At 54.0% G+C, this 20867-nt stretch carries 24 protein-coding genes and 1 pseudogene; 10 read left to right on the top strand and 15 right to left on the bottom strand.

Annotated elements, in window-relative coordinates; all coding sequences use genetic code 11:
- Positions 1 to 27: 27 nt before the first annotated feature.
- Positions 28 to 417, top strand: a complete 390-nt coding sequence (locus tag HPY73_05985; GenBank protein QLH75032.1) for a hypothetical protein — start codon at positions 28 to 30, stop codon at positions 415 to 417.
- Here the strand turns inward: HPY73_05985 and HPY73_05980 are convergent.
- Genes HPY73_05980 through HPY73_05970 form a run of 3 tightly spaced genes read right to left on the bottom strand, consistent with a single transcriptional unit; the run spans position 408 to position 3326 of the window.
- Entirely contained in the window at positions 408 to 1316 is a 909-nt protein-coding gene (locus tag HPY73_05980) for an EamA family transporter (GenBank protein QLH75031.1), read from the bottom strand. The two genes, HPY73_05985 and HPY73_05980, sit on opposite strands and share 10 nt — an antisense overlap.
- A gap of 25 nt (positions 1317 to 1341) precedes the next feature.
- Positions 1342 to 2445: an NDP-sugar synthase gene (locus tag HPY73_05975; GenBank protein ID QLH75030.1), complete on the bottom strand. Its 1104-nt coding sequence runs from the start codon at positions 2443 to 2445 to the stop codon at positions 1342 to 1344.
- On the bottom strand, positions 2436 to 3326 hold the full coding sequence (locus HPY73_05970; protein ID QLH75029.1) for a DUF89 family protein: 891 nt from the start codon (positions 3324 to 3326) through the stop codon (positions 2436 to 2438). Before HPY73_05970 ends, HPY73_05975 begins: the two co-directional genes overlap by 10 nt.
- Before the next feature lie 109 nt (positions 3327 to 3435).
- Here HPY73_05970 and HPY73_05965 point away from each other — a divergent pair, with 109 nt between their 5' ends.
- The 3 genes from HPY73_05965 (at position 3436) to HPY73_05955 (ending at position 6568) form a co-directional block, all read left to right on the top strand.
- Positions 3436 to 5634, top strand: coding sequence for a CDC48 family AAA ATPase (locus tag HPY73_05965; protein ID QLH75028.1), 2199 nt, complete (start codon positions 3436 to 3438; stop codon positions 5632 to 5634).
- A 13-nt stretch (positions 5635 to 5647) separates the two neighbouring features.
- On the top strand, positions 5648 to 6238 hold the full coding sequence (locus HPY73_05960) for a hypothetical protein (GenBank protein QLH75027.1): 591 nt from the start codon (positions 5648 to 5650) through the stop codon (positions 6236 to 6238).
- Between the two features lie 87 nt (positions 6239 to 6325).
- Entirely contained in the window at positions 6326 to 6568 is a 243-nt protein-coding gene (locus HPY73_05955) for a PRC-barrel domain-containing protein (protein QLH75026.1), read from the top strand.
- Between the two features lie 45 nt (positions 6569 to 6613).
- Here the strand turns inward: HPY73_05955 and HPY73_05950 are convergent, their stop codons facing one another.
- The 5 genes and pseudogenes from HPY73_05950 to HPY73_05930 form a co-directional block, all read right to left on the bottom strand.
- The gene (locus HPY73_05950) at positions 6614 to 9163 is read right to left on the bottom strand and encodes a tetratricopeptide repeat protein (GenBank protein ID QLH75025.1); all 2550 of its coding nucleotides are present in this window, start codon (positions 9161 to 9163) and stop codon (positions 6614 to 6616) included.
- The gene (locus tag HPY73_05945; protein ID QLH75024.1) at positions 9160 to 9960 is read right to left on the bottom strand and encodes a hypothetical protein; all 801 of its coding nucleotides are present in this window, start codon (positions 9958 to 9960) and stop codon (positions 9160 to 9162) included. Before HPY73_05945 ends, HPY73_05950 begins: the two co-directional genes overlap by 4 nt.
- A gap of 74 nt (positions 9961 to 10034) precedes the next feature.
- Positions 10035 to 11581: pseudogene (locus tag HPY73_05940) on the bottom strand (tRNA uridine(34) 5-carboxymethylaminomethyl modification radical SAM/GNAT enzyme Elp3).
- Positions 11582 to 11613: 32 nt separating this feature from the next.
- Positions 11614 to 11901 carry a hypothetical protein gene (locus HPY73_05935; GenBank protein ID QLH75023.1) on the bottom strand — a complete coding sequence of 96 codons (288 nt, stop codon included), beginning with the start codon at positions 11899 to 11901 and terminating at the stop codon, positions 11614 to 11616.
- The gene (locus tag HPY73_05930; protein ID QLH75022.1) at positions 11898 to 12344 is read right to left on the bottom strand and encodes a helix-turn-helix transcriptional regulator; all 447 of its coding nucleotides are present in this window, start codon (positions 12342 to 12344) and stop codon (positions 11898 to 11900) included. Before HPY73_05930 ends, HPY73_05935 begins: the two co-directional genes overlap by 4 nt.
- A 251-nt stretch (positions 12345 to 12595) precedes the next feature.
- Here HPY73_05930 and HPY73_05925 point away from each other — a divergent pair, with 251 nt between their 5' ends.
- The 3 genes from HPY73_05925 (at position 12596) to HPY73_05915 (ending at position 15354) form a co-directional block, all read left to right on the top strand.
- Complete coding sequence (locus HPY73_05925) at positions 12596 to 13684, top strand: ABC transporter substrate-binding protein (protein ID QLH75021.1); 1089 nt, start codon at positions 12596 to 12598, stop codon at positions 13682 to 13684.
- A 90-nt stretch (positions 13685 to 13774) separates the two neighbouring features.
- Positions 13775 to 14590 (top strand): ABC transporter permease, encoded by an 816-nt coding sequence (locus tag HPY73_05920; protein ID QLH75020.1) that lies wholly within the window; start codon positions 13775 to 13777, stop codon positions 14588 to 14590.
- Positions 14587 to 15354: an ABC transporter ATP-binding protein gene (locus HPY73_05915; GenBank protein QLH75697.1), complete on the top strand. Its 768-nt coding sequence runs from the start codon at positions 14587 to 14589 to the stop codon at positions 15352 to 15354. Before HPY73_05920 ends, HPY73_05915 begins: the two co-directional genes overlap by 4 nt.
- 2 nt (positions 15355 to 15356) lie before the next feature.
- Here HPY73_05915 and HPY73_05910 read toward each other — a convergent pair whose 3' ends face one another.
- The 3 genes from HPY73_05910 to trxA form a co-directional block, all read right to left on the bottom strand.
- Entirely contained in the window at positions 15357 to 15878 is a 522-nt protein-coding gene (locus HPY73_05910) for a helix-turn-helix domain-containing protein (GenBank protein ID QLH75019.1), read from the bottom strand.
- Position 15879: 1 nt separating this feature from the next.
- The gene (locus HPY73_05905; GenBank protein ID QLH75018.1) at positions 15880 to 16770 is read right to left on the bottom strand and encodes an FAD-dependent oxidoreductase; all 891 of its coding nucleotides are present in this window, start codon (positions 16768 to 16770) and stop codon (positions 15880 to 15882) included.
- Between the two features lie 88 nt (positions 16771 to 16858).
- The gene (trxA, locus tag HPY73_05900; GenBank protein QLH75696.1) at positions 16859 to 17182 is read right to left on the bottom strand and encodes a thioredoxin; all 324 of its coding nucleotides are present in this window, start codon (positions 17180 to 17182) and stop codon (positions 16859 to 16861) included.
- A gap of 319 nt (positions 17183 to 17501) precedes the next feature.
- On the opposite strand from trxA, the gene HPY73_05895 reads away from it, so the two are divergent.
- Positions 17502 to 17792: a PRC-barrel domain-containing protein gene (locus HPY73_05895; GenBank protein QLH75017.1), complete on the top strand. Its 291-nt coding sequence runs from the start codon at positions 17502 to 17504 to the stop codon at positions 17790 to 17792.
- 33 nt (positions 17793 to 17825) lie between these two features.
- Positions 17826 to 18323, top strand: a complete 498-nt coding sequence (locus HPY73_05890) for a gamma carbonic anhydrase family protein (protein ID QLH75016.1) — start codon at positions 17826 to 17828, stop codon at positions 18321 to 18323.
- On the opposite strand, the gene HPY73_05885 is transcribed toward HPY73_05890, so the two are convergent.
- Genes HPY73_05885 through HPY73_05875 form a run of 3 tightly spaced genes read right to left on the bottom strand, consistent with a single transcriptional unit; the run spans position 18292 to position 19894 of the window.
- Positions 18292 to 18876, bottom strand: a complete 585-nt coding sequence (locus tag HPY73_05885; protein ID QLH75015.1) for an HDIG domain-containing protein — start codon at positions 18874 to 18876, stop codon at positions 18292 to 18294. The two genes, HPY73_05890 and HPY73_05885, sit on opposite strands and share 32 nt — an antisense overlap.
- The gene (locus HPY73_05880; GenBank protein QLH75014.1) at positions 18839 to 19381 is read right to left on the bottom strand and encodes a tRNA (cytidine(56)-2'-O)-methyltransferase; all 543 of its coding nucleotides are present in this window, start codon (positions 19379 to 19381) and stop codon (positions 18839 to 18841) included. Before HPY73_05880 ends, HPY73_05885 begins: the two co-directional genes overlap by 38 nt.
- A 15-nt stretch (positions 19382 to 19396) precedes the next feature.
- Positions 19397 to 19894 (bottom strand): ArsR family transcriptional regulator, encoded by a 498-nt coding sequence (locus HPY73_05875; GenBank protein ID QLH75013.1) that lies wholly within the window; start codon positions 19892 to 19894, stop codon positions 19397 to 19399.
- A 184-nt stretch (positions 19895 to 20078) separates the two neighbouring features.
- Between HPY73_05875 and HPY73_05870 the strand changes: the two genes are divergently transcribed.
- A complete protein-coding gene (locus HPY73_05870; protein QLH75012.1) occupies positions 20079 to 20222 on the top strand; it encodes a hypothetical protein in 144 nt (47 codons plus the stop codon).
- Between the two features lie 39 nt (positions 20223 to 20261).
- On the opposite strand, the gene HPY73_05865 is transcribed toward HPY73_05870, so the two are convergent.
- Positions 20262 to 20834 carry a hypothetical protein gene (locus HPY73_05865; GenBank protein QLH75011.1) on the bottom strand — a complete coding sequence of 191 codons (573 nt, stop codon included), beginning with the start codon at positions 20832 to 20834 and terminating at the stop codon, positions 20262 to 20264.
- Positions 20835 to 20867 lie beyond the last annotated feature (33 nt).

Raw genomic sequence — 20867 nt, 5'->3', positions numbered from 1 at the left:
AACAATAATCAGTGCTTGGAGGATCCGATGACCCTAAAGCAGTTTGATGTTTTTGCACAGGACAAGCCAGGGGAGATCGCGAGGATCACGGAGATCATGGCGAAGAAGGCCGTCAACATAAGAGGCATAGCAACGGACCTTGGCCATGGCAAACCAGTGATCCATATAATCACCGATGATGATGCGACCGCCAGGTCTGCGCTGAAGGCGGCCGGGATAGAGTTCATCGAGAAGGACATCATCGTCATGGCGGTCCTGGATAAGCCAGGTGAGCTCCATAAGATAACAAAGAAGCTCGAGAGGGGCGGGGTAAACATCGAATCCATGTTCATCCTTGGTGCGAGGCTACCGGTTGAAGAGGTCGCCATGACGGTTGACAAGGTAGAGCAGGCGAAGGAGATACTCGACTACTCCTGATCCCGCTTCGTGGCATCCTCTTTTTCCTTCTTTCTTTTGAAGGAGATCGTGATCACCGCAAGGAGGATGAACAGACCACCGATCGCGGTACCGGCCGTGGGCGTCTCATCGAGCAGTAATACCGCGAACACCATCCCGAAAACGATCTCTATGAGCAATATGACCGAAGATGTGGTGGCGCCGAGCGCCCGGAGACCATAGCTGTACAGTGTGAAAGCTATCGTCGTGCAGATGACCCCCGTGTAGATCGCCATGGCCCAACCAGTGCTGTCCACGTTCATATCAGGGGCGTAAAGAAGGGTTAGCGGGGCCTGGACGAGCGTGGTCCAAATGATGATGGCCATCGTGGCAGACACCAGGGCCGTCCCGGACCTCAATGTCTTTGCGAGATACACCACATAGAATGCCCATATTATGCCAGCAAAGAAAGCGAGAAGGTTTCCCTGCAACGTCCCTCCCCCGATGGAGGAGATGTCCCCATCCGTCGAGGTGATGAACACCCCTATGAGCCCGAGCATCAGGCCGATCACCAACCTCCTGCTCATCTTCTCCTTGAGGACGAAGACCGAAAGGACGGCGATGAACACCACATTTATGTCTATCAGGAGAACGGCGTTCGTGGCCGTGGTCATTGTCATCCCTATGTTCTGCATGTTGATCGCGATCGCGTTCAGTATGCTGATCCCAATGACCGCTGGAGAGCTCATCACCGTCCTATCAAATTCCTTGAACAACAGAAGGATCGGTAAGACGGAAAGAGAAGCGAAAAGATATCTTAACAGTGAGAAAAGAACGGGGTCCATATGCTCGACCCCGATCTTCCCACTGACGAATGACGAGCCCCAGATCACTCCCGCGGCCAGCAATGGCACCTCGGTGCCTATGTCCCTCAGCTTCAACGCCCCTCGTATGGCCAAGCATTATTTAACAAGAGCGTTGCGGATCCTCGGTCTGTCTGGTCACCCCTTCGAGCTTCTGTGGCCCTTCGATGACCACATCATCTCCGAGGACCGAGTTTGACAAGGAAACCCCTTTTCCTATCACACAGTTCTTTCCTATCACACAGTCTGTCACTGATGCGGCTTCGGAGACGATGCAGCCATCCAATAACAGGGAGGACCTGACGACCGCTGCCCCCTCGATCAAGACGCCTTTGCCAAGACAAGAAGAGGCGACCGTCGCACCTTTCCCTATCCAAGACCCATCATCCAAGAAGGACGGACCGACCACCATGCCCCCTTCGCCCGAGGCGTCCCTGGCGACGATGGGGCCCTCCGTTGTCAGGCCAGGTATGAAGGTCGGCTCGCCCTGCATCTCTGCCATCTTCAGGTTCGCCTCGAGGAGGTCGTGGGGCCTTCCAATATCCTTCCAATATCCTTCAAGCCTCGTTGCATATAGGGGCAAGCCCCTTGCGAGGACATCGGGGAACAGGTCCTTCGAGAAGTCATACTTTCGGCCTTCTGGCACAAGCTCAAGGATCTTCTTGCTCAGTACATAGGTGCCGGAGTTGATGACGTTAGAGAAGACCTCCTCGGGCCTCGGCTTCTCCTTGAACCTCTGGACCCTGCCATCTGACGATATTCCGACGATTCCGAACTGTTCCGGTCTTTCGACCTCGGTCAGTCCCATTGTCGCCATCGCAGATCTATTAAAATGCATGGCCACCAGAGAGCTGAGGTCTGCGTCTGTCAGAGTGTCACCGCTCCCGACCATGAATACATCATCGAGCCTGTCCTCAAGCAGCTTGACCGCCCCGGCCGTGCCCATAGGCTCCTCCTCAAAGCTATATCTTATCTTCGCCCCCAGTTCCTCACCATCACCGAGGGCCGCGACGATATCATTGGCCCTATAACCAAGGGCAAGGAACACCTCCTCTACGCCCGCATTTACCATGGACCTTATGGTGTACTCGATACATGGCCTTCCTAGGACTGGAAGCAGGGGCTTGGGCCTTGTGTTGGTGAGCGGTCTCAACCTGGTGCCCTCCCCTCCTGCCATGATGACCGCCTGCCTGACCTTCAATGACATGGACCAGCCTCCATATTTAGCTCCACGATCTTCACCACATTGTCATCCTTTTTTGCCCCGATGGCCTCGGCCACGGGCCTGCACTTGGCCCTCATGAGATAGGCCACCCTTGGCAATCGCTCATCCGAAAGGGCCTCGAAGTTCGCCATTCCCTTGGAGACCACCAGGTCAGAGGCGCTGAGCTCCTTCTTCAACGGACCGCACATATCGAGGTCCAACCCTACTGCGAAGACACCGGTCGTGGTCAAGGAATCGAAGAGCTTGTCCAACCCTGTCTCCTTCAGGTCCTCGAGAGTGACATCTGTCAGGATGGGTTCTCCCTTGACCACGCCAACGACCTTCACGCCCATCTCCTTAATCTCTTCAATGAGGAAGCTGTCAAGGACGACCTCTCCGCAATTATCGAGAAGGTAATGGACCTTCTTCGAGCGCTCAAGAAGATATCTGAGCCTAGGCACCTGGTTCACCTGCAACCCCTCGCCCAACAATCTGCTGAACTTTTCTTCGAAACCTTCGGGACCATCTATCCCTACCTTTATGCCGAAGTCCATGACGTTGCCCGCTATGGCAACCAGACAGGCGGCCTCCAGCCTGTCGGTTGACGATTCCACAAAACTTTTCGCCTGTGGCATCATCTTTTTAACGACCTCGTTGCTCCTTCTCTTCAGGTCGGCGTATGGGTCTTTCGTCCCGGCCACCTCATACGCCTTTTTATGGACCTTTGTCGCCAGTTTCGCCGAGTTAATGCCCTGAGGGTAGCCTTCGGCGATCAACCTCAAGGCCTCCTTCACAGCGGCCTCCCGTCTAGAAGGGTCGACAAGATCGGTCTGATAGATGACCCTGTTCAGCAGACAGGGCACACAATCTGCAGTGAATCGCATCCTTTAGGGTATAAAGGGACCCTTGGATAAGTCTTGCCCCCTGACCTAGGCCAGGATTTCCATCAAGGAAGATTATTATCCTCGGAAAAGATTCGGAGAGGCGAGCATTATGGCTGAATCCATCGTCCTTCGTGTCGCTAAGGCGCAGCAGCAGTCCGAGGTAGGGCTTGGTAGGGCAAGGATCGATACCCAGACAAGAAAGGCATTGGGAGTGGAGCAGGGCGATATAATCGAGATCATCGGAAAGCGTTCGACGGCGGCGAAGGTATTTCGGGCCACCCAGGAGGATGAGGGCAAAGGGGTCATAAGGATCGACGGTATACTGAGGTCAAATGCGAACGTCTCGATGGGAGAAAAGGTCACCGTTCAGAAGGCGGATGTTCAGCCAGCGATCAAGATCACAATAGCGCCAAAGGTCCCCGAAGGGAAGCAGATAAGGTTCGGAATAGGGGTGGAAGAGCTCATTAAAAAAGGTCTAACATCGAGACCTCTCCTGAAGGGAGATGAGCTGATCATTCCGAACATAGCCCTGATGGGAGGTTGGTTGCCCTTCAAGGTTCTCAACACGGTCCCTCAGGGGATAGTGATAGTGGGCGACCACACAGAGTTCATCGTCAAGACCGAACCTACTGAGGCCAAGGATGCCAGCATCACTTCGATAACCTATGATGACATCGGAGGTCTCGATGAGGAGCTGAAGAGGGTCAGGGAGATGATAGAGCTCCCCCTCAAGCATCCAGAACTGTTCGATAGGCTGGGGATAGACGCTCCCAAGGGCGTCCTCTTATACGGTCCTCCAGGGACCGGCAAGACGCTGCTGGCGAAGGCGGTGGCCAATGAGGCGGGAGCTAGCTTTTATTCCATCCAAGGGCCTGAGATCATCTCGAAGTACTATGGTCAAAGCGAGGAGAAACTGAGGGAGAGGTTCGAGGAGGCCGAAAAGAACGCGCCATCGATATTATTTATCGATGAAATAGACTCGATAGCACCAAAAAGGGAAGATGTAACAGGCGAGCTGGAGAGGAGGGTGGTCGCGCAGCTGTTGACGCTGATGGACGGACTGTCAGGCAGAGGCCAGGTGATAGTCATCGCAGCAACGAACCGAGAGGATTCCATCGACCCCGCCTTGAGAAGGCCGGGCCGATTCGACAGGGAGATCGAGATTGGAGTGCCCTCGAGGTCAGGAAGAAGAGAGATACTGGAGATCCACACGAGGGGGATGCCGTTAGAAGATGGTTTTGACATCGACCACTTCGCGTCCCTGACCCATGGCTTCGTAGGCGCGGACCTGGCAGCTCTGGCCAGAGAGGCTGCCATGAAATGCCTCGGGAGATATGCCCCCGACCTTGAGCTCGACAAGGCCATACCACCGTCCGTGCTTGAGAAGATGAGGGTCACGATGGACGATTTCCAGGAGGCCCTCAAGGAGATGGAGCCTTCCGCGATGAGAGAGGTGCTGGTCGAGATGCCTCATGTGACCTGGCAGGATGTCGGCGGGCTTGAGGATGTGAAAAGACAGCTTAAGGAGATGGTGGAGATGCCGCTTGATAACCCCGAATCCTTCAGGAGGCTCGGTATACGTCCTGCCAAAGGGGTGCTCCTTTATGGGCCTCCTGGTACGGGCAAGACCCTATTGGCAAAGGCGGTCGCCACGGAGTCGAGGGCGAACTTCATCTCGATAAAAGGGCCTGAGATAATGAGCAAATGGGTGGGGGAGTCCGAGAAGGCGGTGCGCCAAGCGTTCAAGAAGGCCAAGCAGGTCGCGCCGGCCGTCGTTTTCCTGGACGAGATAGATGCCATCGCTCCGAGAAGAGGCTCTGGTTCAGATACCAACGTCACGGAGCGTGTGGTCAACCAGCTTCTGACATCCATTGATGGTGCCGAGTCGTTGAACGGTGTGACCGTGATAGCTGCCACGAACAGGCCTGACATCCTTGACCCTGCGCTCCTTCGTGCAGGAAGGTTCGACAGGCTGATACTGATCCCACAACCAGACATCGAGGCCAGGTTGAGCATCCTGAAGGTGCACACGTCGAGGATGCCGCTGAAGGGAGTGGACCTAGAGAACATCGCGGCCAGGACGGATGGATATGTAGGTGCGGACCTTGAGAACCTATGTAGGGAGGCGGCGATGATAGCGCTCAGGGAGGACAGGCATGTCAAGCATGTCGAAGGGCGTCATTTCGAGGAGGCGCTGAAGGTCATTAAGCCCTCAGTGAGCAAGGATGTCATGAAACAATATGAGAACATCAGCAAGGCGCTTGAAAAGGTCCGGCTCGGGATGGACGACCTAGGCATTTATAGATGAGAAGGTGAACTTGATGAAGGCTGAAGATGGAAGGCCAAAGGCCGTGCGTTCGACCTCGGCCGAGAAGGCAAAGGCCCCTCCAAGGAAGGTAGACCGGGCCACCCCTATTAAAATAATGAAGAAGGATGCCAAGATGCGGGAGCTTGGGCTCCAGATACTGGCCAGGTTCTATATGGGGGAGATGGACCTGGAGATGGCGAAAAGGCGGGTCCTCCGTATGGAAGGAAGGGCGATAGGTGATGAGGAGGCGGTCCTGGCGTTGCTAACGGAGATGATAAGGAACGCGGACGACCCTCAGATAAAGGCAAGGCTCATGGAATCGGTGGCCGAGTACCTGAGCGCTCTTGGGAGGGACCCTAGACCGGTGCTTGCCGAGATGCATAAGATGGAGCTGAAAATATTCAAGGACATAGGGTTCGAGCGGGTCTCCATAATGTGCAAGGACCTGGCCTGCCCTGCATGCAGGAAGCAGAATGGCAAGGTGGTGAGCATCGACCAGGCCCTCATCGACATGCCACTCCCACATCCCGGATGCACAAAGAAGATGGGGCCTAAGGCCTCCCCCTTCTGTCGCTGTAAATATTTCGGGGAATATAGAGGCTGATGACCTGGAGGCCTTTAAAAATCAATATATATGCACAACAATATACAACGGCATCAATCAGATGGGCATCTGAAGGGGTGGCTTCAAATGAGAAAATTTATCACGGAACTGAAGGGAAAGACCGTCATGACAAATGATGGCCAGATCCTCGGGATGATCGACAATTTCGTTCTCAATACGGCGACCGGGGACATCAACCATGTGCTGGTGATACCTGCCGAGGAGATCGATACCAGGTTGTTCAAGAGCGATGCGCAGGGACGTCTCATATTACCGTTCAGCGAGATGCGTGATGTCCGTGACGTCGTCGTCATGAACATATCTCGCTAAACATCTTCTATAGACCTTCTATTTTGTTCAATCTGAGGTAATTCCTCATTTCTGATACTTCAGCTGAAGTTTTATCCTCTGAAGGTTGAACATAGCATCCTTGAAGTCTGGCTTTATCGCGATGGCGTCCTCATAAAGACGCGCTGCCCATTTCAGATCCCCTTCCCTTTCAGCGATCACGGCCAACATGAAGAGCACCTCAGGGCTCTCTTCCAGTTTCAATGCAGAGGTCAAAGAGGCCTTGGCCCCCTCGATGTCCCCTAAGGCCAGCTGAACGCTGCTCATGTTGAGATAGTACTCAGGCCTTCTGTCGATCGAGATGGCCTTGTTGAAGTGCTCGAGGGCCTGATCATAGGCGCCCGCGGCAAAGTAAGCGCAACCGACATTGTTGTAAGCGTCCGAATACATAGGGTCTATGAGCGTCGCGAGCATCATGAACTTTATCGGCTCCTCGTATCCATACTCGCCCATGAACCTCATGCAGGCACCAAGCCCGTTCAGCGCCTCGGCGTTCGCAGGGAACTCCCCGAGTATGTCCTTCCATATCTTTGCTGCGTCACGGTACCTTCCGCTCTTCATAAGTCCCAATGCCTGTGCCTGCATGCTAAGGCCCGATGCGCTGCGGCCCGCCTTTGACGCTCTCACCATGAGCTCCTCCAGCCGTCCAGTCTCCAAAAGGTCGATGAGCTCTCGGGCCACTGACTCCCTGGTCGGCCTCACCCTGGAAAGGATCTGGGCTCCTTCCTTCCTCTGGCCGAAGAGATAAGAGATCGCCTCTATATCGTACAGCAGGCTCTCGTCCTTTTCCTTCGCATATAGCTCGGTCAATTGTGCCAAGGCGGCATCATGTCTTCCTGAGATGGCCAAGGCCTTCGCTCTCACCCTCATGATGCTGCTCTCGCCCGGGTGCTCAGCAAGCGCCCTGTCCGCCTCCGCCACCGCCTTTGATAGGTCACCTGTCATCATGAGCATCTTGACCGTGAGCTCGTGTGTTCGGACGGGGCCCATGGTCAAGGGCACCATCGCTGGTGAAGAGGGCCCTTCAATGACCTCTGGAGGCCGAGAGGTTTCTGCCTCCGCCAATTTTCCAGGGGTTTCGATGGCCACCACCTCTGACCTGCCTTCCTTTACGGTCATCTGCAGTTCTTTCGCCGGCTCTGCCAAAGCCTTTTCCCCTTTGATCTCCGAGGGCAGACCGGCACCATTCACCACTGCGATGTCCTCACACCGCTCCCTGCTGACAAGCTTACCGGGGTGCTCGACCTTCGTTGGGGGGAGGGGCTCCTCCATCACATTTGGCAATTGGGCATTTCCTTCAACGGCGACCACATCTTTGCTCTCGGCCACTGATAGCTCGTGAGCCCCCAACAATGACAACAGCTCCTCTTCCTGGGCCTTTGCCTCTTTGGAGCCGGGGTCTATCTCGAGCGCTGCCCTGTAGGCGTTCAACGCTGAGTCCAGGTCCCCCAACGCTCGATATGACGCCCCCATGGACATCAATATGTCAGCGCGCCGCCTTTCCAGCTGCAGTGCCCTTTTCCAGGCCTCGATCGCAAGCTCGTGTTCACCCTTCTCTGTGTGCACGAGGCCCATGTTGATGATCGGGTTGATATAGCCCCTGTCCAAGGCCGCCGCCCTTTGGAACGCGGACAGGGCCTCGTCCGTCCTGCCCATGGCCTTGAGCACTATCCCAAGATTGTTGTACGCCATCACGTCATCATGGTACAGCTTGAGCATCTGCTCGTACACTTTGAGGGCCTTTTCGAACTTGCCCATCCGATAAAAGGCGGTCCCTTTGTTCAGCAACGCCGACCTGTTCCCTGGGTCCAATCTAAGGACGGTGTCATAGGCCTTCACCTCTCCCTCAAAGTCCTCCATCTGTCCCAGTATGAGGCCCATGAGGTACCATGAAGAGCGGTCTGTAGGGCGCAGCTCGGTCGCCCTTTTGCATGATTCCAGGGCCTCCTCGAGCCGCCCTAGGTTGAAGAGCGCGTTGGCCCTTGCCTGCCAGACCTGGTCGCTCGAGGGTTTGAGCTCCAATGCCCGGTCCAAGCTATAGATGGCATCCTTGAACCTTCCCTTGCCCATGTGCTCGATCGCTGTGACCATATGGTGATCGAACCTTCCAGCTGAGGGCAGGACCCTCTCGCCCTCCGCCTCCAGGACCCTGCGGTCGATCTCCTGTATCAAGGCATCCGCCAGCTTGTATTTTCTGAGCAGCAGCAGGAGCTTCTTCTTGTCCGCGAACGAGACCCCTTCCTTCTCCGCGTAGGCCTTTGCTTCAGGTTCAAGGTCGTTGGTGAGTATCAGGACGGGGCTCCTGCCCTCTGAGACCGCAAGCGCCTTGACCCTCCGGATGTTCGCCGGGGATGCATGGTCGAAAAGCCTTGAGGCCATGACCAGATAGCGGCCCTCCGCCCCCTCTCCACGGAACATGACCGCATCGCCCAGCTCCTCCTTGGAGGCGACGATTACACCGATTCTCTTTAAAAGGTCCACCACTAGGTCCTGAAACTGCTGGAAATCAAGGTCATTGATCGCGGAGATTATCCTTTCGTCATATTTTTCGTCGAGCAGTCTTCCGAGGTCCGTCATGCCGACCCCCCAATCTCAGACCTGATGGCCATGTACCTAGGGTCGTCCGGGTCGGCCTCCGAGAGGGATGCCAACGCCTCTGCTTTCATTCCTACTGCACTCTGGACGACCGCCATCTTTATCGAGGTCTCCGCTCTCTCTGCCTTGTCAGTACTGGTCCTTGAAAGGTCCTTGAGTTCGACAAGGGCCTCCTCCGAGCGTCCTATCCAATGCAACATCAGGGCACGGTTGCCCCGGGCGGTCCTATCCAATTTCGGGTCCTTCATGGCCCTGGAATAGAACTTTTCCGCCATCGTCGCAAGTTCGTTTACCAACTGGAACGAATCTGATGGCTCGATGGGCAGCGATGCCGCCTCCTTTACTGCCAAGGAGATCAGGTTGGCCATCCTCAGGCATGGCCTGGCCCATCTTTCATCAGAGGTGTCCATGACCGCCGCTGCATTGACCATCCTTGGGATCAGTTCTCTTCCAGGCACCATCTCGTCACCCCGAAGGACCGTCTCGATCCCAAGGTCGGCAAGATACCTGTCAATGAAAGACGGGACATGCGACCTGTCCTCGGACGCCATCATCCTCTCGAAGGTGAGACCGGGGTCAGGGCCCTTTCCCAATCTGACCTCACCTATGAACGATGGGCCGATCATGAGCATCACACTTCCATGGGACAGCATCCTCTGGTCGGCCATGGGGTCGATCGCGGTCGCTCCTAACAACAGGGTGTTGCTGACGCGCTTGAAACATCGTCCGCACATGTATGAGCCGGGCGACGTCGTTGAACCGCAGACCAAGCATACCATAGTACATCCCAGGTGCGTATCTCCCTGAGCGGATAAATCATTTGCCATTCATTTATATAATTTACCTTGTAATTTTATAAGAGCGCCTTCTCCATATAATGCCCCGACCTGCAGTATCCCATGGAAGCATAATAACGGCGCACCCCCACCCCGCTCGTGACCCTTACGCGAGCATAACCTTTCCCCAAGGCCAACTCCTCAGCCCGGGCCATCAGCTCCCTCCCGAACCCCCTGTGCTGGGCATCCCTTCCCGTCTCTCCTATCCTGGCCATCTGGCCGAATATTTTGAGCTCGCGGATGTTGGCATGATCGCTATCGTCCCCCAGCCTCAGCCGCACGTATCCGACCAGGGCATCGCTTTCCTCCAGGTCGAATGAGATAAAATGCTCTTCTCCTCCCGATGCCCTATAGGTCATGTCGTTCATCTTTACATCATCTTTGGAAAACGCTCTGATGCCTTTGAGCCCGACCTCGCGGCATCTGATGCAGGCACATTTTCTTCCAGTCTTCTGTAATTCTTCGCCCGCCAGCTCTCTCAGATGGCTCTTGTCGACGCCCGACTCGATCAGCTCCACGGGTATGTCCCTTTGGATGCGTTGTATCCTTGTCCATTTCGGTACTGAGGCCTTCATTTCTGCCACCAGGACGCTTGCCTCGGACGTTGAGTATGGTCTATACCTGCCTTCCTTCCACATATCATAGAGCTTTGTCCCAGCGACCACCAATGTTGGATATATTTTCAGCATATCAGGCATGAACCTCTCATCAATGAACATCTTCTTGAAGCTCTCAAGGTCTTTTTCTGGCGAGGAGCCGGGAAGACCTGGCATGATGTGATAACATACCTTGAGGCCTTTGTCCTTGGCGACCTTTGTCGCCTTGGCCACCTCCTCGACGCCATGCCCTCTGTTGACCGCCCTCAGGACGTCATCGTCGAGCAGCTGGACCCCGAACTCCACCCTGGTGGTCCCGAGGGACATTACATGCTCTGCCATTCCATCGTCGAAGCTGTCCGGTCTTGTTTCGACCGTCATGCCGATGCATCGATGCTGTGCCGTCTCGTTCAAACGATGTGCCTCCTCCAGGTCCTCAGACCGCGAACCGTTCATGGCATCGAAACATCCCTTGACGAAGCCCACCTGATAATCGAGCGGTCTTGAGGTGAAGGTCCCGCCCATGATTATCAGGTCGATCTTGTCCGTGTCATGGCCTATGGCGCTCAACTGCTCTATCCTTGCCATGGTCTGCCTGACGGGGTCATAATCATTGTACGACGCGCGCCTCGCCGCAGGCTCCTTCCCAGTGTAGGATTGCGGCGAATTGTTCTCGACCCCCCCTGGACAGTAGATGCATTTCCCATGAGGGCATGGCGCGGGGGAGGTCATCACTGCCACAACGGCAACCCCGCTCATTGTCCTTACTGGCTTTCTTTTTATTATCCCCTCGACCTTACGAAAGGTATCCTCGTCCAATCGCCTTATGGTCTCGGAGTTGGGGGGACCGAATCGAGCCCCAGCTCCCTGCATAGGCGGACCTTCGCCCTCTGCAGCGCTGCCTTGTCCCTCACCTCGCCGGACAGCATCATCTCGACAAGGCGCCTATGATATTCTTCCTCAGGCATCGTGTGGTCCTCATCGGCCCCGAGTACTTGAATCAACCGTACGATACGAGGGGGACGTCCTTCCTTTTGACCTCCTCCTCTTCCTTCGCATCAATGACGTCTATATACAGGACGTTCGCAGAAGGTATTATCCTTGTCATCTTTTCCTCTCCGGTCCTTTGGTCCAGCAACATGCAGAGGCCAGAGTCCTGACCGAACTGCACGAACCCTTGAAAATCTCCTTCCGAGACTATCGACGAGTTCAGGTCGCCTTTGCTGACGACCCTGTACCTCGAACCTTTTGTCAATCTTGTTATCGTCCTGACCTCGGTCAATCTCATTCCTCCACAAGCGATTGAAGATGCTCGACCGTTTGACGGTAGGATTGCATGGCCATCTCGACATTGGCCTCGGTGAAGGACCAGGCCTTTTTCAGGTCACCATAACGTATCCTATATCCTTTCTTGATCTTCCCGTCCCTCTCGACATCTACCTCTTCCAGTATGTCCATCGATTTCAACTTGTTCAAATGGCGGTAGATCGTGGGTTTTGTGGTGTCGAACTTGACGGCCATCTCCTCGACCAACCACACCCTCTTCATGTTCCTGAGGAAACAGTCCATGAACATCTGGTAGGGGACAGATTCCTCGACGTTCCTGGCCGCGGTCTTTGGGTCATATCCTTTGGGAAGGTAGCCGACCTGCTGTAAGAAAAGTAGTGCGACCTCGTCGGCATCTTTTATAGGGGTGAGCGGTGTGTTGCTTACGATATTTATCTCGAACATAGGGATACGTTAATGGTGTAGGATCTTAAAATACTTAGGTGACAGCTATTATATTTTATGGAACTCATTTTTTTATTATTAGTCTAGTATATCAAAGATTGATGAAAACAACTCCTCACGGATGGTCCGACCGGCGCATGGTGGATACAACAGGGCAATTATTTAAGAAAATTGTACATTTAGGATTAAAATAACACATTAGGGAGTAATTATTTAATATCATCATGGCTGTTAAAAACCCAGGTGTTTCAATGAACAGGAGCGTTTTGGTGGTCATCATCATTGCGGTCATATTGATTGGAGCTGGAGGAGCATATGTTCTGCTCAGCTCTGATGACGAGGGGGAGAAGAAGACCTACGATGTAAGGGTAGGATATCTGCAGGGCGACCTTCATCAATTGGCCAGGGTGGTCGCTAGCGACGACGAGATAAACGGGGGGACCAACTTGTATAAAGAGAACGGTCTGAACATCTCTACCCCAAATCCGTCGGGTTATCTAAATGGGGGAGCGGTCATGGACGCTTTTGCGGCAGGCGAGATCGATATCGGTTTCCTTGGAGCTCCTCCAGCCATATTGAAGTCATTGAATGTTGGGACGGACATCATCATCGTCTCCAAGGTGAATTCTGAAGGTTCGTCGATCGTGGTCAAGGATGGCATAAACAGTTTCACAGATCTCAAGGGGAAGACCGTCGCCACTCCTGGGGTCTCATCGATCCAACATCTTCTTTTCCTGAAGGTGGCCGAGGAGAACAACATGAATGTGAAACAGTCGGGGACTCCTGGTGATGCGAATACTGTCTATTTCGTCCAGATAGCCCCGAAAGATATGAAGGCGGCGTTGGAGACCGACCAGGTCCAGGGAGCCGTCGGATGGGAGCCATATGGTTCTGATGTCCTGCAATCAGGGGCGGCCAAGCTCCTGATGTGGTCTGGGGACGTCTGGCCGGACCACCCTTGTTGCGTGATCGCAGTGAAGAGGTCGTTCGCAGAGACCAACCCGGAGACCGTCAAGATGTTCTTAAGGGCGCATGTCCAGGCGAACGAGCTGATAGACGAAGCGATGTCCGAGGGCAGCGGCCCGACCTACGATAGGATAATCGAGCTGGCAACACAGTTCAGCGGAAGGAACGAGAGCGTCGTCCTGAGCGCGTTGGCGCACATGGACCTTGATTATAGGATCGATGCCAACTTCGATGATTATCTTAAGGACTTCACCCAGTCCTACATCGGTCTGGAACTTATAGCAGAGCAGAAATTGGCCGACCGAGGCTACTCGAACGTCACCGAATATGTTGAGGCATTGGTCAAGACCGAATACCTGGACGCCGCCGATTGAAGACGTTTAAGGCCGGGCAGTCCGGCCTCTTTTGTATTTTTTCTGAAACAAATTATTACTATATGGGACGTCATCAGGAAAAGGGTTGCCATGAAGTCGTTGCGGGACCTTTTAAGGGGCCTATGGATAGGACGAGGAGGTTTTGCTAAGAACCTCGCGATCATCGTGGTCTCGCTCACGATCTTCCTTGTGGTCTGGGAAATCGGTTCGGTCCTTTTGGACACCACATATCTTCCATCACCATTGGTCGTTTGGGATGCCTTGGTCGATTCGTTCCAAAATCCAGACCCTGCCTCTGGTGTCGACATGTGGCAGAACATCGGAGCGAGCCTGAGACGTTTTGTCATCGGGTTCTGCATGGCGTTGGGGATCGCGGTCCCTCTTGGCCTGATAATGGGCTTCTCGAAATGGATAGGGGCGCTCGGTAAGCCTGTCGTCGAGGTGTTCCGTCCCATACCTCCGATAGCCTGGGTGCCTTTTCTGTTCGTGGTGATGGGCATGGTCTGGGGACCGATAATTGCCATCTTCATCGGCGTGTTCTTCCCGGTCCTTTCCAATGTCATCTTCGGAGTGAAAAGCGTCGATCCACAGCTAATCGATGCTGGGAAGACACTTGGGGCATCCAAGAGCGATATATTTGCAAAGGTGGTCTTTCCATATACCATCCCTTTCCTGATGACCGGCATCAGGATAGGCCTTGGCATCGGATGGATGTGCATTGTCGCGGCAGAGATGATAGGTGCGAAGGGGGGCGGGGTCGGCCTCTATATCTTGAATCAGGCGAACATAGGGCGCTATGAATACATGTTCGCGGGAATGGTTGTCATCGCTGTCCTTGGTCTCGTGACGACAGAGGCCGCCTTCTACATCGAGAACAAGGTGTCAAAATGGATGGGGGCGAGATGATGCTCCTGGAAATAAAAAACCTTGTCAAACGGTTCCCCAAAGAAGAGGGGGACCTCGTTGCGATCGAGGATTTCAACCTGGATGTCGCGGAAGGGGAGTTCGTATGTGTGCTGGGCCCCTCGGGTTGCGGAAAGACGACCCTCCTCAGGATGATAGCGGGGCTAGACAAGCCCACATCTGGCGTCATAAAACTTAAAGGTCAGGAGATAAAGAGCACTGGGTCGGACAGGGGGATGGTATTTCAGGAGTTCGCCCTATTCCCATGGAGGACCGTCCGGAGGAACATCGAGTTCGGGCTTGAGATCCGGAACGTCCCCGCGGTGGAACGACATAAGATATCCGACAAGTACATCGAGCTGGTTGGGCTCAAGGGGTTCGAGAACTCACATCCGTATGAGCTGTCTGGAGGCATGAAGCAGCGTGTCGGCATCGCACGGGCCTTGGCCAATGACCCCGCGATCCTTTTGATGGACGAGCCTTTCGGGGCACTTGATGCGCAGACAAGAAACCAGATGCAAAAAGAGCTTCTGAGGATCTGGAAAGAGACAAAGAAGACCGTCGTTTTCATCACCCACTCGGTCGACGAGGCCGTTTTCCTGGCAGATAGGGTGGTCGTCATGACGAACAGACCGAGCAAGGTGAAGGAGATATTCACAATAAAGCTCGAAAGACCGAGGGACAGGGCAGACCCCGAGTTCCTTGCATTGAGGAAGAGGATACTTGCAGAGCTTGAGCAGGAATCCGTCCAGGCCCGCAGAGCATAAGGTCAGAATACCTTTTGCGCCGCCTGATCTATCGCCCTCACGACGCTCTCCTTGGGGATCACGACCTGAACCGGTATTTTCAATATTTTTTCGATGGTAGGTGCGATTATCGGAGCGCAGACGATGGCCAAGGCACCATCTCTTTCGGCCTTTACCGCAGCTATGATCGCCTCCTCCATGGTGGCCGCCGGATATTCCTTGACCCGTACCTGCCTTTCACCGACCTGAACGATGCGCTCTTCAATTTTGACGAGCACAGGCTTTGCAGCGATTATGCCGATGAACTCGCCTCCCGGATAATTGTCGAGCTTCCTTACCGCCTTTATGACCGCCCTCACGGTCCTGAGGTTCGGCTCTCTCTGGTCCTGCAATATCTTGTAGACCGTGCTCTGGGATAGACCAGTTAGCTGGCAGAATTCCGGCACCGATATCTTCAGGTCCTCATCGAGGATCTTCCTTAAGGCCTCTGCAAACCCTTCCTCGCTCCTGAGGATCCCGCTTATAAGCTCGTCGACAAAGGTCATCTCATTCCTTCTCCTTCCTGACGAATGCGGCGGCGGACAGGCCGGCCACGCATCCTTCTCCCACCGCCTTGGCCAGCTGCCAAGGTTGTCCAGTGACGTCCCCGCAGGCAAAAACCCCTTCGACCTCGGTCCTACAATCACGGTCGACCGGGATGGACCCTGTCTCATCCGCGACGATGCCGATCTCAACGGCAAGGTCGGCGGCCCCCTTGGCACCAAGTTCGATGAATACGCCGTCGACCTCAAGATATCTGCCATCTTTCAAATGCATACCACTGACGGTCTTTTCCCCAACGATCTTAGAGGGCCATGCTGGGGTCACCTTCTCTATCGAGGTTGAATCGACCTTTTCGATCAGCTCCTTTGAAGCTGTTATTTCTTGGGACACCCAATAGACCTTCTCCGCATATTCTTTCAGAAGCAGCGCCGCGACCGCGGCATTGCTCCCATTCCCAACAACCGCCACCTTTTTCTTCTTGAAGAAGTGACAGTCGCAATTGGCGCAGTAGCTGACCCCGAGCCCATAGAACTCCTTTTCTCCCTCTACATTGAGCTTGGTCCTGGAGATGCCCGAAGCAATGATCAACGCCTTGGACGAGAATTCCTTCATCCCATCGGTCTTGACCTTGAAGGCGCCGTCCACCATCTCGAGCGATATCACCTCTTCTTCCACAATGTCGGCCCCAAAACGCCTGGCCTGAGATAGGCCGACATTGATCAAGGATGTTCCATCGGTTTTCTCGATGCCAAAATAATTCTCGATGTGGGCTTTGACAAGGGCTGATGCATAAGGTTTCCCGACCACCCCTACCTTGACCTTCTTCCTTGCCGCATGGACCGCCGCCTGGATACCTGACGCCCCACAACCGATGATCAACACATCGTAGTCCATCCTCACCACCGAGGAAAAGAGGTGCTCCTTACCTTAAAGGGTTTTTCTTGGTACAAAAGGGAAAGGATGCTCATCGCATCCGTGTTTTTCATAAATACTTCTCGAAGGCCTGCTTCATCGCTTCCTTAGGTCTCATCCCGACCATCCTGTCGACGAAGTTGCCGTTCTTAAAGATAAGAAGGGTCGGTATGGCCGAAATGTTGAACCGCATAGGGACTCCTTCATTCTCATCCGTGTTCAGCTTTCCGAAGACGACCTTATCTGCCATCTCCACCGACAGTTCCTCGATCTTCGGGGCCAGAGCCCTGCATGGTCCACACCATGGTGCCCAGCAGTCGATGACGACCAGCTTGTCCTGCTTGATGAACTTGTCAAATCCCGCATCAGTGACGACCTCAACCTTCCCAGCCATTTTCACATCTCCTTTCTTTTTCGCTTGTTCCATCAACGCGTTTAGCTTCTTCGCCCGGATCATCTCCAACTCTTCATCTTCTGCCATCAGAGGTCACCGTTCGGTTGTGCGCTGTGATTACAAAATCGTAGTCCCCTCATGCTTATATAACTTTCTCCTTCAATCTTCCAAAGTGCGGATGATTCGTAGACCAGCCATCAGAGGTCCTAGGGTGTGCGTATCGTAGAGGGTCTGAGATGTTGTTATATAGGGTCCTGATTATTAAAAAACCACGAAGTTTTTTAATGATGTTCGGCCATATAGCCCCAGAGGGAAGGCGATGCTTGAGGAAGCCTCTGAAATTATCGGTCTTGAAGTATACACCCCTGCTGGTCTACATCTGGGAACCGTCAACAACCTTGTGATCGACTTGGAGAACAAGAGGATCGATGGTCTGTTCATCGACGAGACCAACCCATTGTTGGTCGAGGATTCCAAGGCAGTCAATGTTCCATATCGCTGGATCCAGGCGATCGGGGACGTTGTCATATTGAAATACTTCCCTAAGAGGGTCACGTCAGCAAAGAAGGCGGCCCCACCACCAAAGGCAGCGGCCCCCAGGCCAGAGTGAGACCGGCTTATACTCTGGTACCATAAAGGGACAATGCCTTTGAACAACATCTATGTCGACCCCTCGGCCATCGTCATCGGCCAAGTGGTGCTCTGCGATGGCGTGAGCGTGTGGCCATGTGCAGTGATACGTGGCGACGTCAATTCTATCGAGATCGGGGAGGACAGTAACGTTCAGGACACGGCAGTGCTCCATGCGAGCCATGACAACCCTACGAAGATCGGTAAGAGGGTGACGGTCGGTCATGGGGCGGTCATCAATGGTGCGGTGGTCGGGGATGATTGTCTTATAGGCATCAACTCCACCATACTTGATGGTGCGGTCATAGGGAACGAATGCATCATCGGGGCCAACGCCATAGTGACTGCAAGGACCGTCATACCATCAAGATCGCTCGTCCTAGGTGTGCCGGGCAGGATCGTCCGCACCGATGACGAGACGATATTGGAGACCGCGAGACGCTCGGCCCGCGATTATGCCGACCTGAGGGACAAGCACCTTAAAGGGATGTATAAGCGGCACATCTTTTGATGGCCCTCTGCCTTACATCCGCATCCTCAAGGAGAAGGTCGATATCGATCCCACATAGTTCAGACAGCTCTCGGTGCATGACCTTCATACGCTCGGCGGTGGTCCTATAGCCTCTGACCTCCATGTCCTCCACCGCCTCAGCCAACGTCATTATCTCATTATCCCCTACAAGGTTGTCAGAATGGCAGACTATCTTCTCCTCTAGCGTGGACGGCATATAATCGCCAGGTGGAAGGCCTATCCCCTCTGCCTCTTCTTTGGTGAAGCCTGCCGCCACGTGGGTCGATATGATCCTGATCAGCCTTTCCGGCAGACCTCTGGCCTTCGCGATAGCCACACCCTCTGACACATGCCTAACGCCATGCGTCCTGGACCTTCCGATGTCATGCAGCCAGGAACCTGCGTTGACCAGTTCCAGATCGGCATTGCAGGCCTTTGCTATCGTCATTGCGACCGTGTTCACTACGCATACGTGCCGGACGACCTTGTCCGAGCATCCCTCTTCCCTTAATATCTCAAGACATGCCTTCTCGTTCGGTAGGGTTGACGACATGCTTCCCCCTCTCACTTGGAAGTACTTTTATCGACCCTCCTGGGAACTCCTTGTTGACCCAGGAACCTTGGGTCAGCCTATCTAATAGGATCGCCAGAGCGGCGACCTCAGAGTGCGGCTGGTTCCCTACGGAAATGTTGTAGTCGGCGATCTGATAGACCTCTGCCGGGACCTTTTCCGCGCCGACCACTATCAAAAGGTCCTTGTCGAGCGGGACGCTCTTGGTAACTTCGTCGACCGGCATCCCATACATCGTCAGGTGAACTATGCGGCCCTTCTCCTTGAACTCGTCCAGTACTTTTCGCCAGCCCACTCCGCTCCTTATCTCAAAGTCCCCCCCAAAGCGGTCCACGACATCGGAGACGCTCTCTTCTAGACCCTGGTCCTTTGTCGAGATGAAAATCCCCTTTGCACCGAAGGTCCTTGCGGTGAGAGCGACATGCGTGGTGATCCTCTTGTCCCTTTCCGGCCTATGCCCCAATCGTAGAATCCATATCTCAGCCATCAGGATCCCGGACGGTCATTCTTTAACACGCTCAAGACGATGTCCTCTATAGTCAAGCTTCACTGAGCGCTTGACAATGCTCTTGAGCATCGTCGACGTAAGTCCCATGCTCTCCGCGACGTCCCCCGCGAACTTGCCTTCCTTTCCGACCTGCTCCAGGATCTTATGTTCAAGCTCCTGGAACTCCTCTTCGGGCATCATTGCAACGGAAAGCACGTCGCTTATCTCGTAGACAGGCCATGAGGCGTTGATATGAAACTGGCTATAGTAGGTATGGTATGCCTTCTCGGGCCTTGCCCCTCCAGAAGGCTGCCACCTTGTCTCTACAAGCTTCATCTTCTCGAAGAACTTCAATGCGTCCTTCCCTTCCGCCCCGTATTTTTCCTCGATCTCTTTGAGCGTCTTCCATTCGATGGTGACCTCTTTGAGAACGTCCCTCTTCACGGGGGTATCAACGGCCCTCAGCATAGGAACGAGCTCTGAAGGTTCGTTGATCACCTTTATCTTGTTCATTACTAAGTAAAGGGTTATGATGCATATAAATATCTAAGTCACTACCAATTTGATAGTGGGTTTTTTAATTATGCTGGCCCCATACCGGTGTCATCATATAACGTCATTTTGACGAATTCAACGAACGGCTTTTGAGCCCCCTGTTCCATTAAGGTTATATTCACGTTATATGTTCAGGATGTCGATGAAGATCGTTTACCAGTGCTTGGACTGTGGGAAGGCCCACGACACTGAGGAGGCCGCCCTTAAATGCCATGAGGCCCCTATCCAGGCCTTCCAAAAAGGATATACGCGTTTCAGCAAAAGAAAGGGGCTCATTGGCAATTGAGCGCTCCAGCTCTGTGCGTTTTATAACCTGTCAGCATCATCAGAGCGAGCCAGTGACCGAAAGGATGCCCCATATCAACAGCGCGGGGAACACCATCATCGTCAGATCGTCATCCAACCTCCAGAACATCTGCCTCTCTACCCAGATGGCGAACGGGGCGCTGATCGCCGCGGCTATAAAGGTCGCTAAGTCAAGACCTACCAGGACCGTAAGAGAGATCAGTGTCAGAGAGAAATAGACGGCCATCGGGAATTGAGGGTAGAGGTCCTCTCTTCTAGACCTCAGCTCGCCTATCAAAGGGTCGACCCACGCCATCCCAATGACCGCAGGGACGGCCACCTCGAAAGGCATGGTAAGGAAAACGATGGTCAGGCCTATTGCCGCCCAGGCATAAGCGGCCATCCTCCATTTTTCATATTTCCTGAGACCCACGATATCAAGACCTGTCAACCTTCTGACCATCTCGAAGACCAATACCGATGCCAAGAAAATAACGAGCCCTGTCTCCTTCTCTGGCCCACCCTCCCATACAGGAGAGGGGATCCAGTAATAGACCAGGAAAAGGGGGGTTGCAACATGGACCGCCCTTCTGATCTTATGGCCGATGGACATCTGCCATGAATTGTGCGGTACGCATAATAACCT

The sequence above is a fragment of the Methanomassiliicoccales archaeon genome (assembly GCA_013415865.1).
Taxonomy (GTDB): domain Archaea; phylum Thermoplasmatota; class Thermoplasmata; order Methanomassiliicoccales; family UBA472; genus MVRC01.
The sequence above is the reverse complement of the archived record's forward strand: the minus strand, read 5'-3'. Positions and strand labels throughout refer to the sequence as shown.

Excerpts from the sequence above, each read along its gene's own strand:
- HPY73_05895 (QLH75017.1), top strand. The coding sequence starts at position 17,502 with ATGCTTGAGGAAGCCTCTGAAATTATCGGTCTTGAAGTATACACCCCT.
- HPY73_05905 (QLH75018.1), bottom strand. The coding sequence starts at position 16,770 with ATGGACTACGATGTGTTGATCATCGGTTGTGGGGCGTCAGGTATCCAG.
- HPY73_05920 (QLH75020.1), top strand. The coding sequence starts at position 13,775 with ATGAAGTCGTTGCGGGACCTTTTAAGGGGCCTATGGATAGGACGAGGA.
- HPY73_05880 (QLH75014.1), bottom strand. The coding sequence starts at position 19,381 with ATGGCTGAGATATGGATTCTACGATTGGGGCATAGGCCGGAAAGGGAC.
- HPY73_05915 (QLH75697.1), top strand. The coding sequence starts at position 14,587 with ATGATGCTCCTGGAAATAAAAAACCTTGTCAAACGGTTCCCCAAAGAA.
- HPY73_05910 (QLH75019.1), bottom strand. The coding sequence starts at position 15,878 with ATGACCTTTGTCGACGAGCTTATAAGCGGGATCCTCAGGAGCGAGGAA.
- HPY73_05885 (QLH75015.1), bottom strand. The coding sequence starts at position 18,876 with ATGTCGTCAACCCTACCGAACGAGAAGGCATGTCTTGAGATATTAAGG.
- HPY73_05975 (QLH75030.1), bottom strand. The coding sequence starts at position 2,445 with ATGTCATTGAAGGTCAGGCAGGCGGTCATCATGGCAGGAGGGGAGGGC.
- HPY73_05865 (QLH75011.1), bottom strand. The coding sequence starts at position 20,834 with ATGTCCATCGGCCATAAGATCAGAAGGGCGGTCCATGTTGCAACCCCC.
- HPY73_05955 (QLH75026.1), top strand. The coding sequence starts at position 6,326 with ATGAGAAAATTTATCACGGAACTGAAGGGAAAGACCGTCATGACAAAT.
- HPY73_05960 (QLH75027.1), top strand. The coding sequence starts at position 5,648 with ATGAAGGCTGAAGATGGAAGGCCAAAGGCCGTGCGTTCGACCTCGGCC.
- HPY73_05890 (QLH75016.1), top strand. The coding sequence starts at position 17,826 with ATGCCTTTGAACAACATCTATGTCGACCCCTCGGCCATCGTCATCGGC.
- HPY73_05925 (QLH75021.1), top strand. The coding sequence starts at position 12,596 with ATGAACAGGAGCGTTTTGGTGGTCATCATCATTGCGGTCATATTGATT.
- HPY73_05950 (QLH75025.1), bottom strand. The coding sequence starts at position 9,163 with ATGACGGACCTCGGAAGACTGCTCGACGAAAAATATGACGAAAGGATA.
- HPY73_05945 (QLH75024.1), bottom strand. The coding sequence starts at position 9,960 with ATGGTATGCTTGGTCTGCGGTTCAACGACGTCGCCCGGCTCATACATG.
- HPY73_05970 (QLH75029.1), bottom strand. The coding sequence starts at position 3,326 with ATGCGATTCACTGCAGATTGTGTGCCCTGTCTGCTGAACAGGGTCATC.
- HPY73_05985 (QLH75032.1), top strand. The coding sequence starts at position 28 with ATGACCCTAAAGCAGTTTGATGTTTTTGCACAGGACAAGCCAGGGGAG.
- HPY73_05875 (QLH75013.1), bottom strand. The coding sequence starts at position 19,894 with ATGAACAAGATAAAGGTGATCAACGAACCTTCAGAGCTCGTTCCTATG.
- trxA (QLH75696.1), bottom strand. The coding sequence starts at position 17,182 with ATGGCTGGGAAGGTTGAGGTCGTCACTGATGCGGGATTTGACAAGTTC.
- HPY73_05870 (QLH75012.1), top strand. The coding sequence starts at position 20,079 with ATGAAGATCGTTTACCAGTGCTTGGACTGTGGGAAGGCCCACGACACT.
- HPY73_05930 (QLH75022.1), bottom strand. The coding sequence starts at position 12,344 with ATGTTCGAGATAAATATCGTAAGCAACACACCGCTCACCCCTATAAAA.
- HPY73_05965 (QLH75028.1), top strand. The coding sequence starts at position 3,436 with ATGGCTGAATCCATCGTCCTTCGTGTCGCTAAGGCGCAGCAGCAGTCC.
- HPY73_05935 (QLH75023.1), bottom strand. The coding sequence starts at position 11,901 with ATGAGATTGACCGAGGTCAGGACGATAACAAGATTGACAAAAGGTTCG.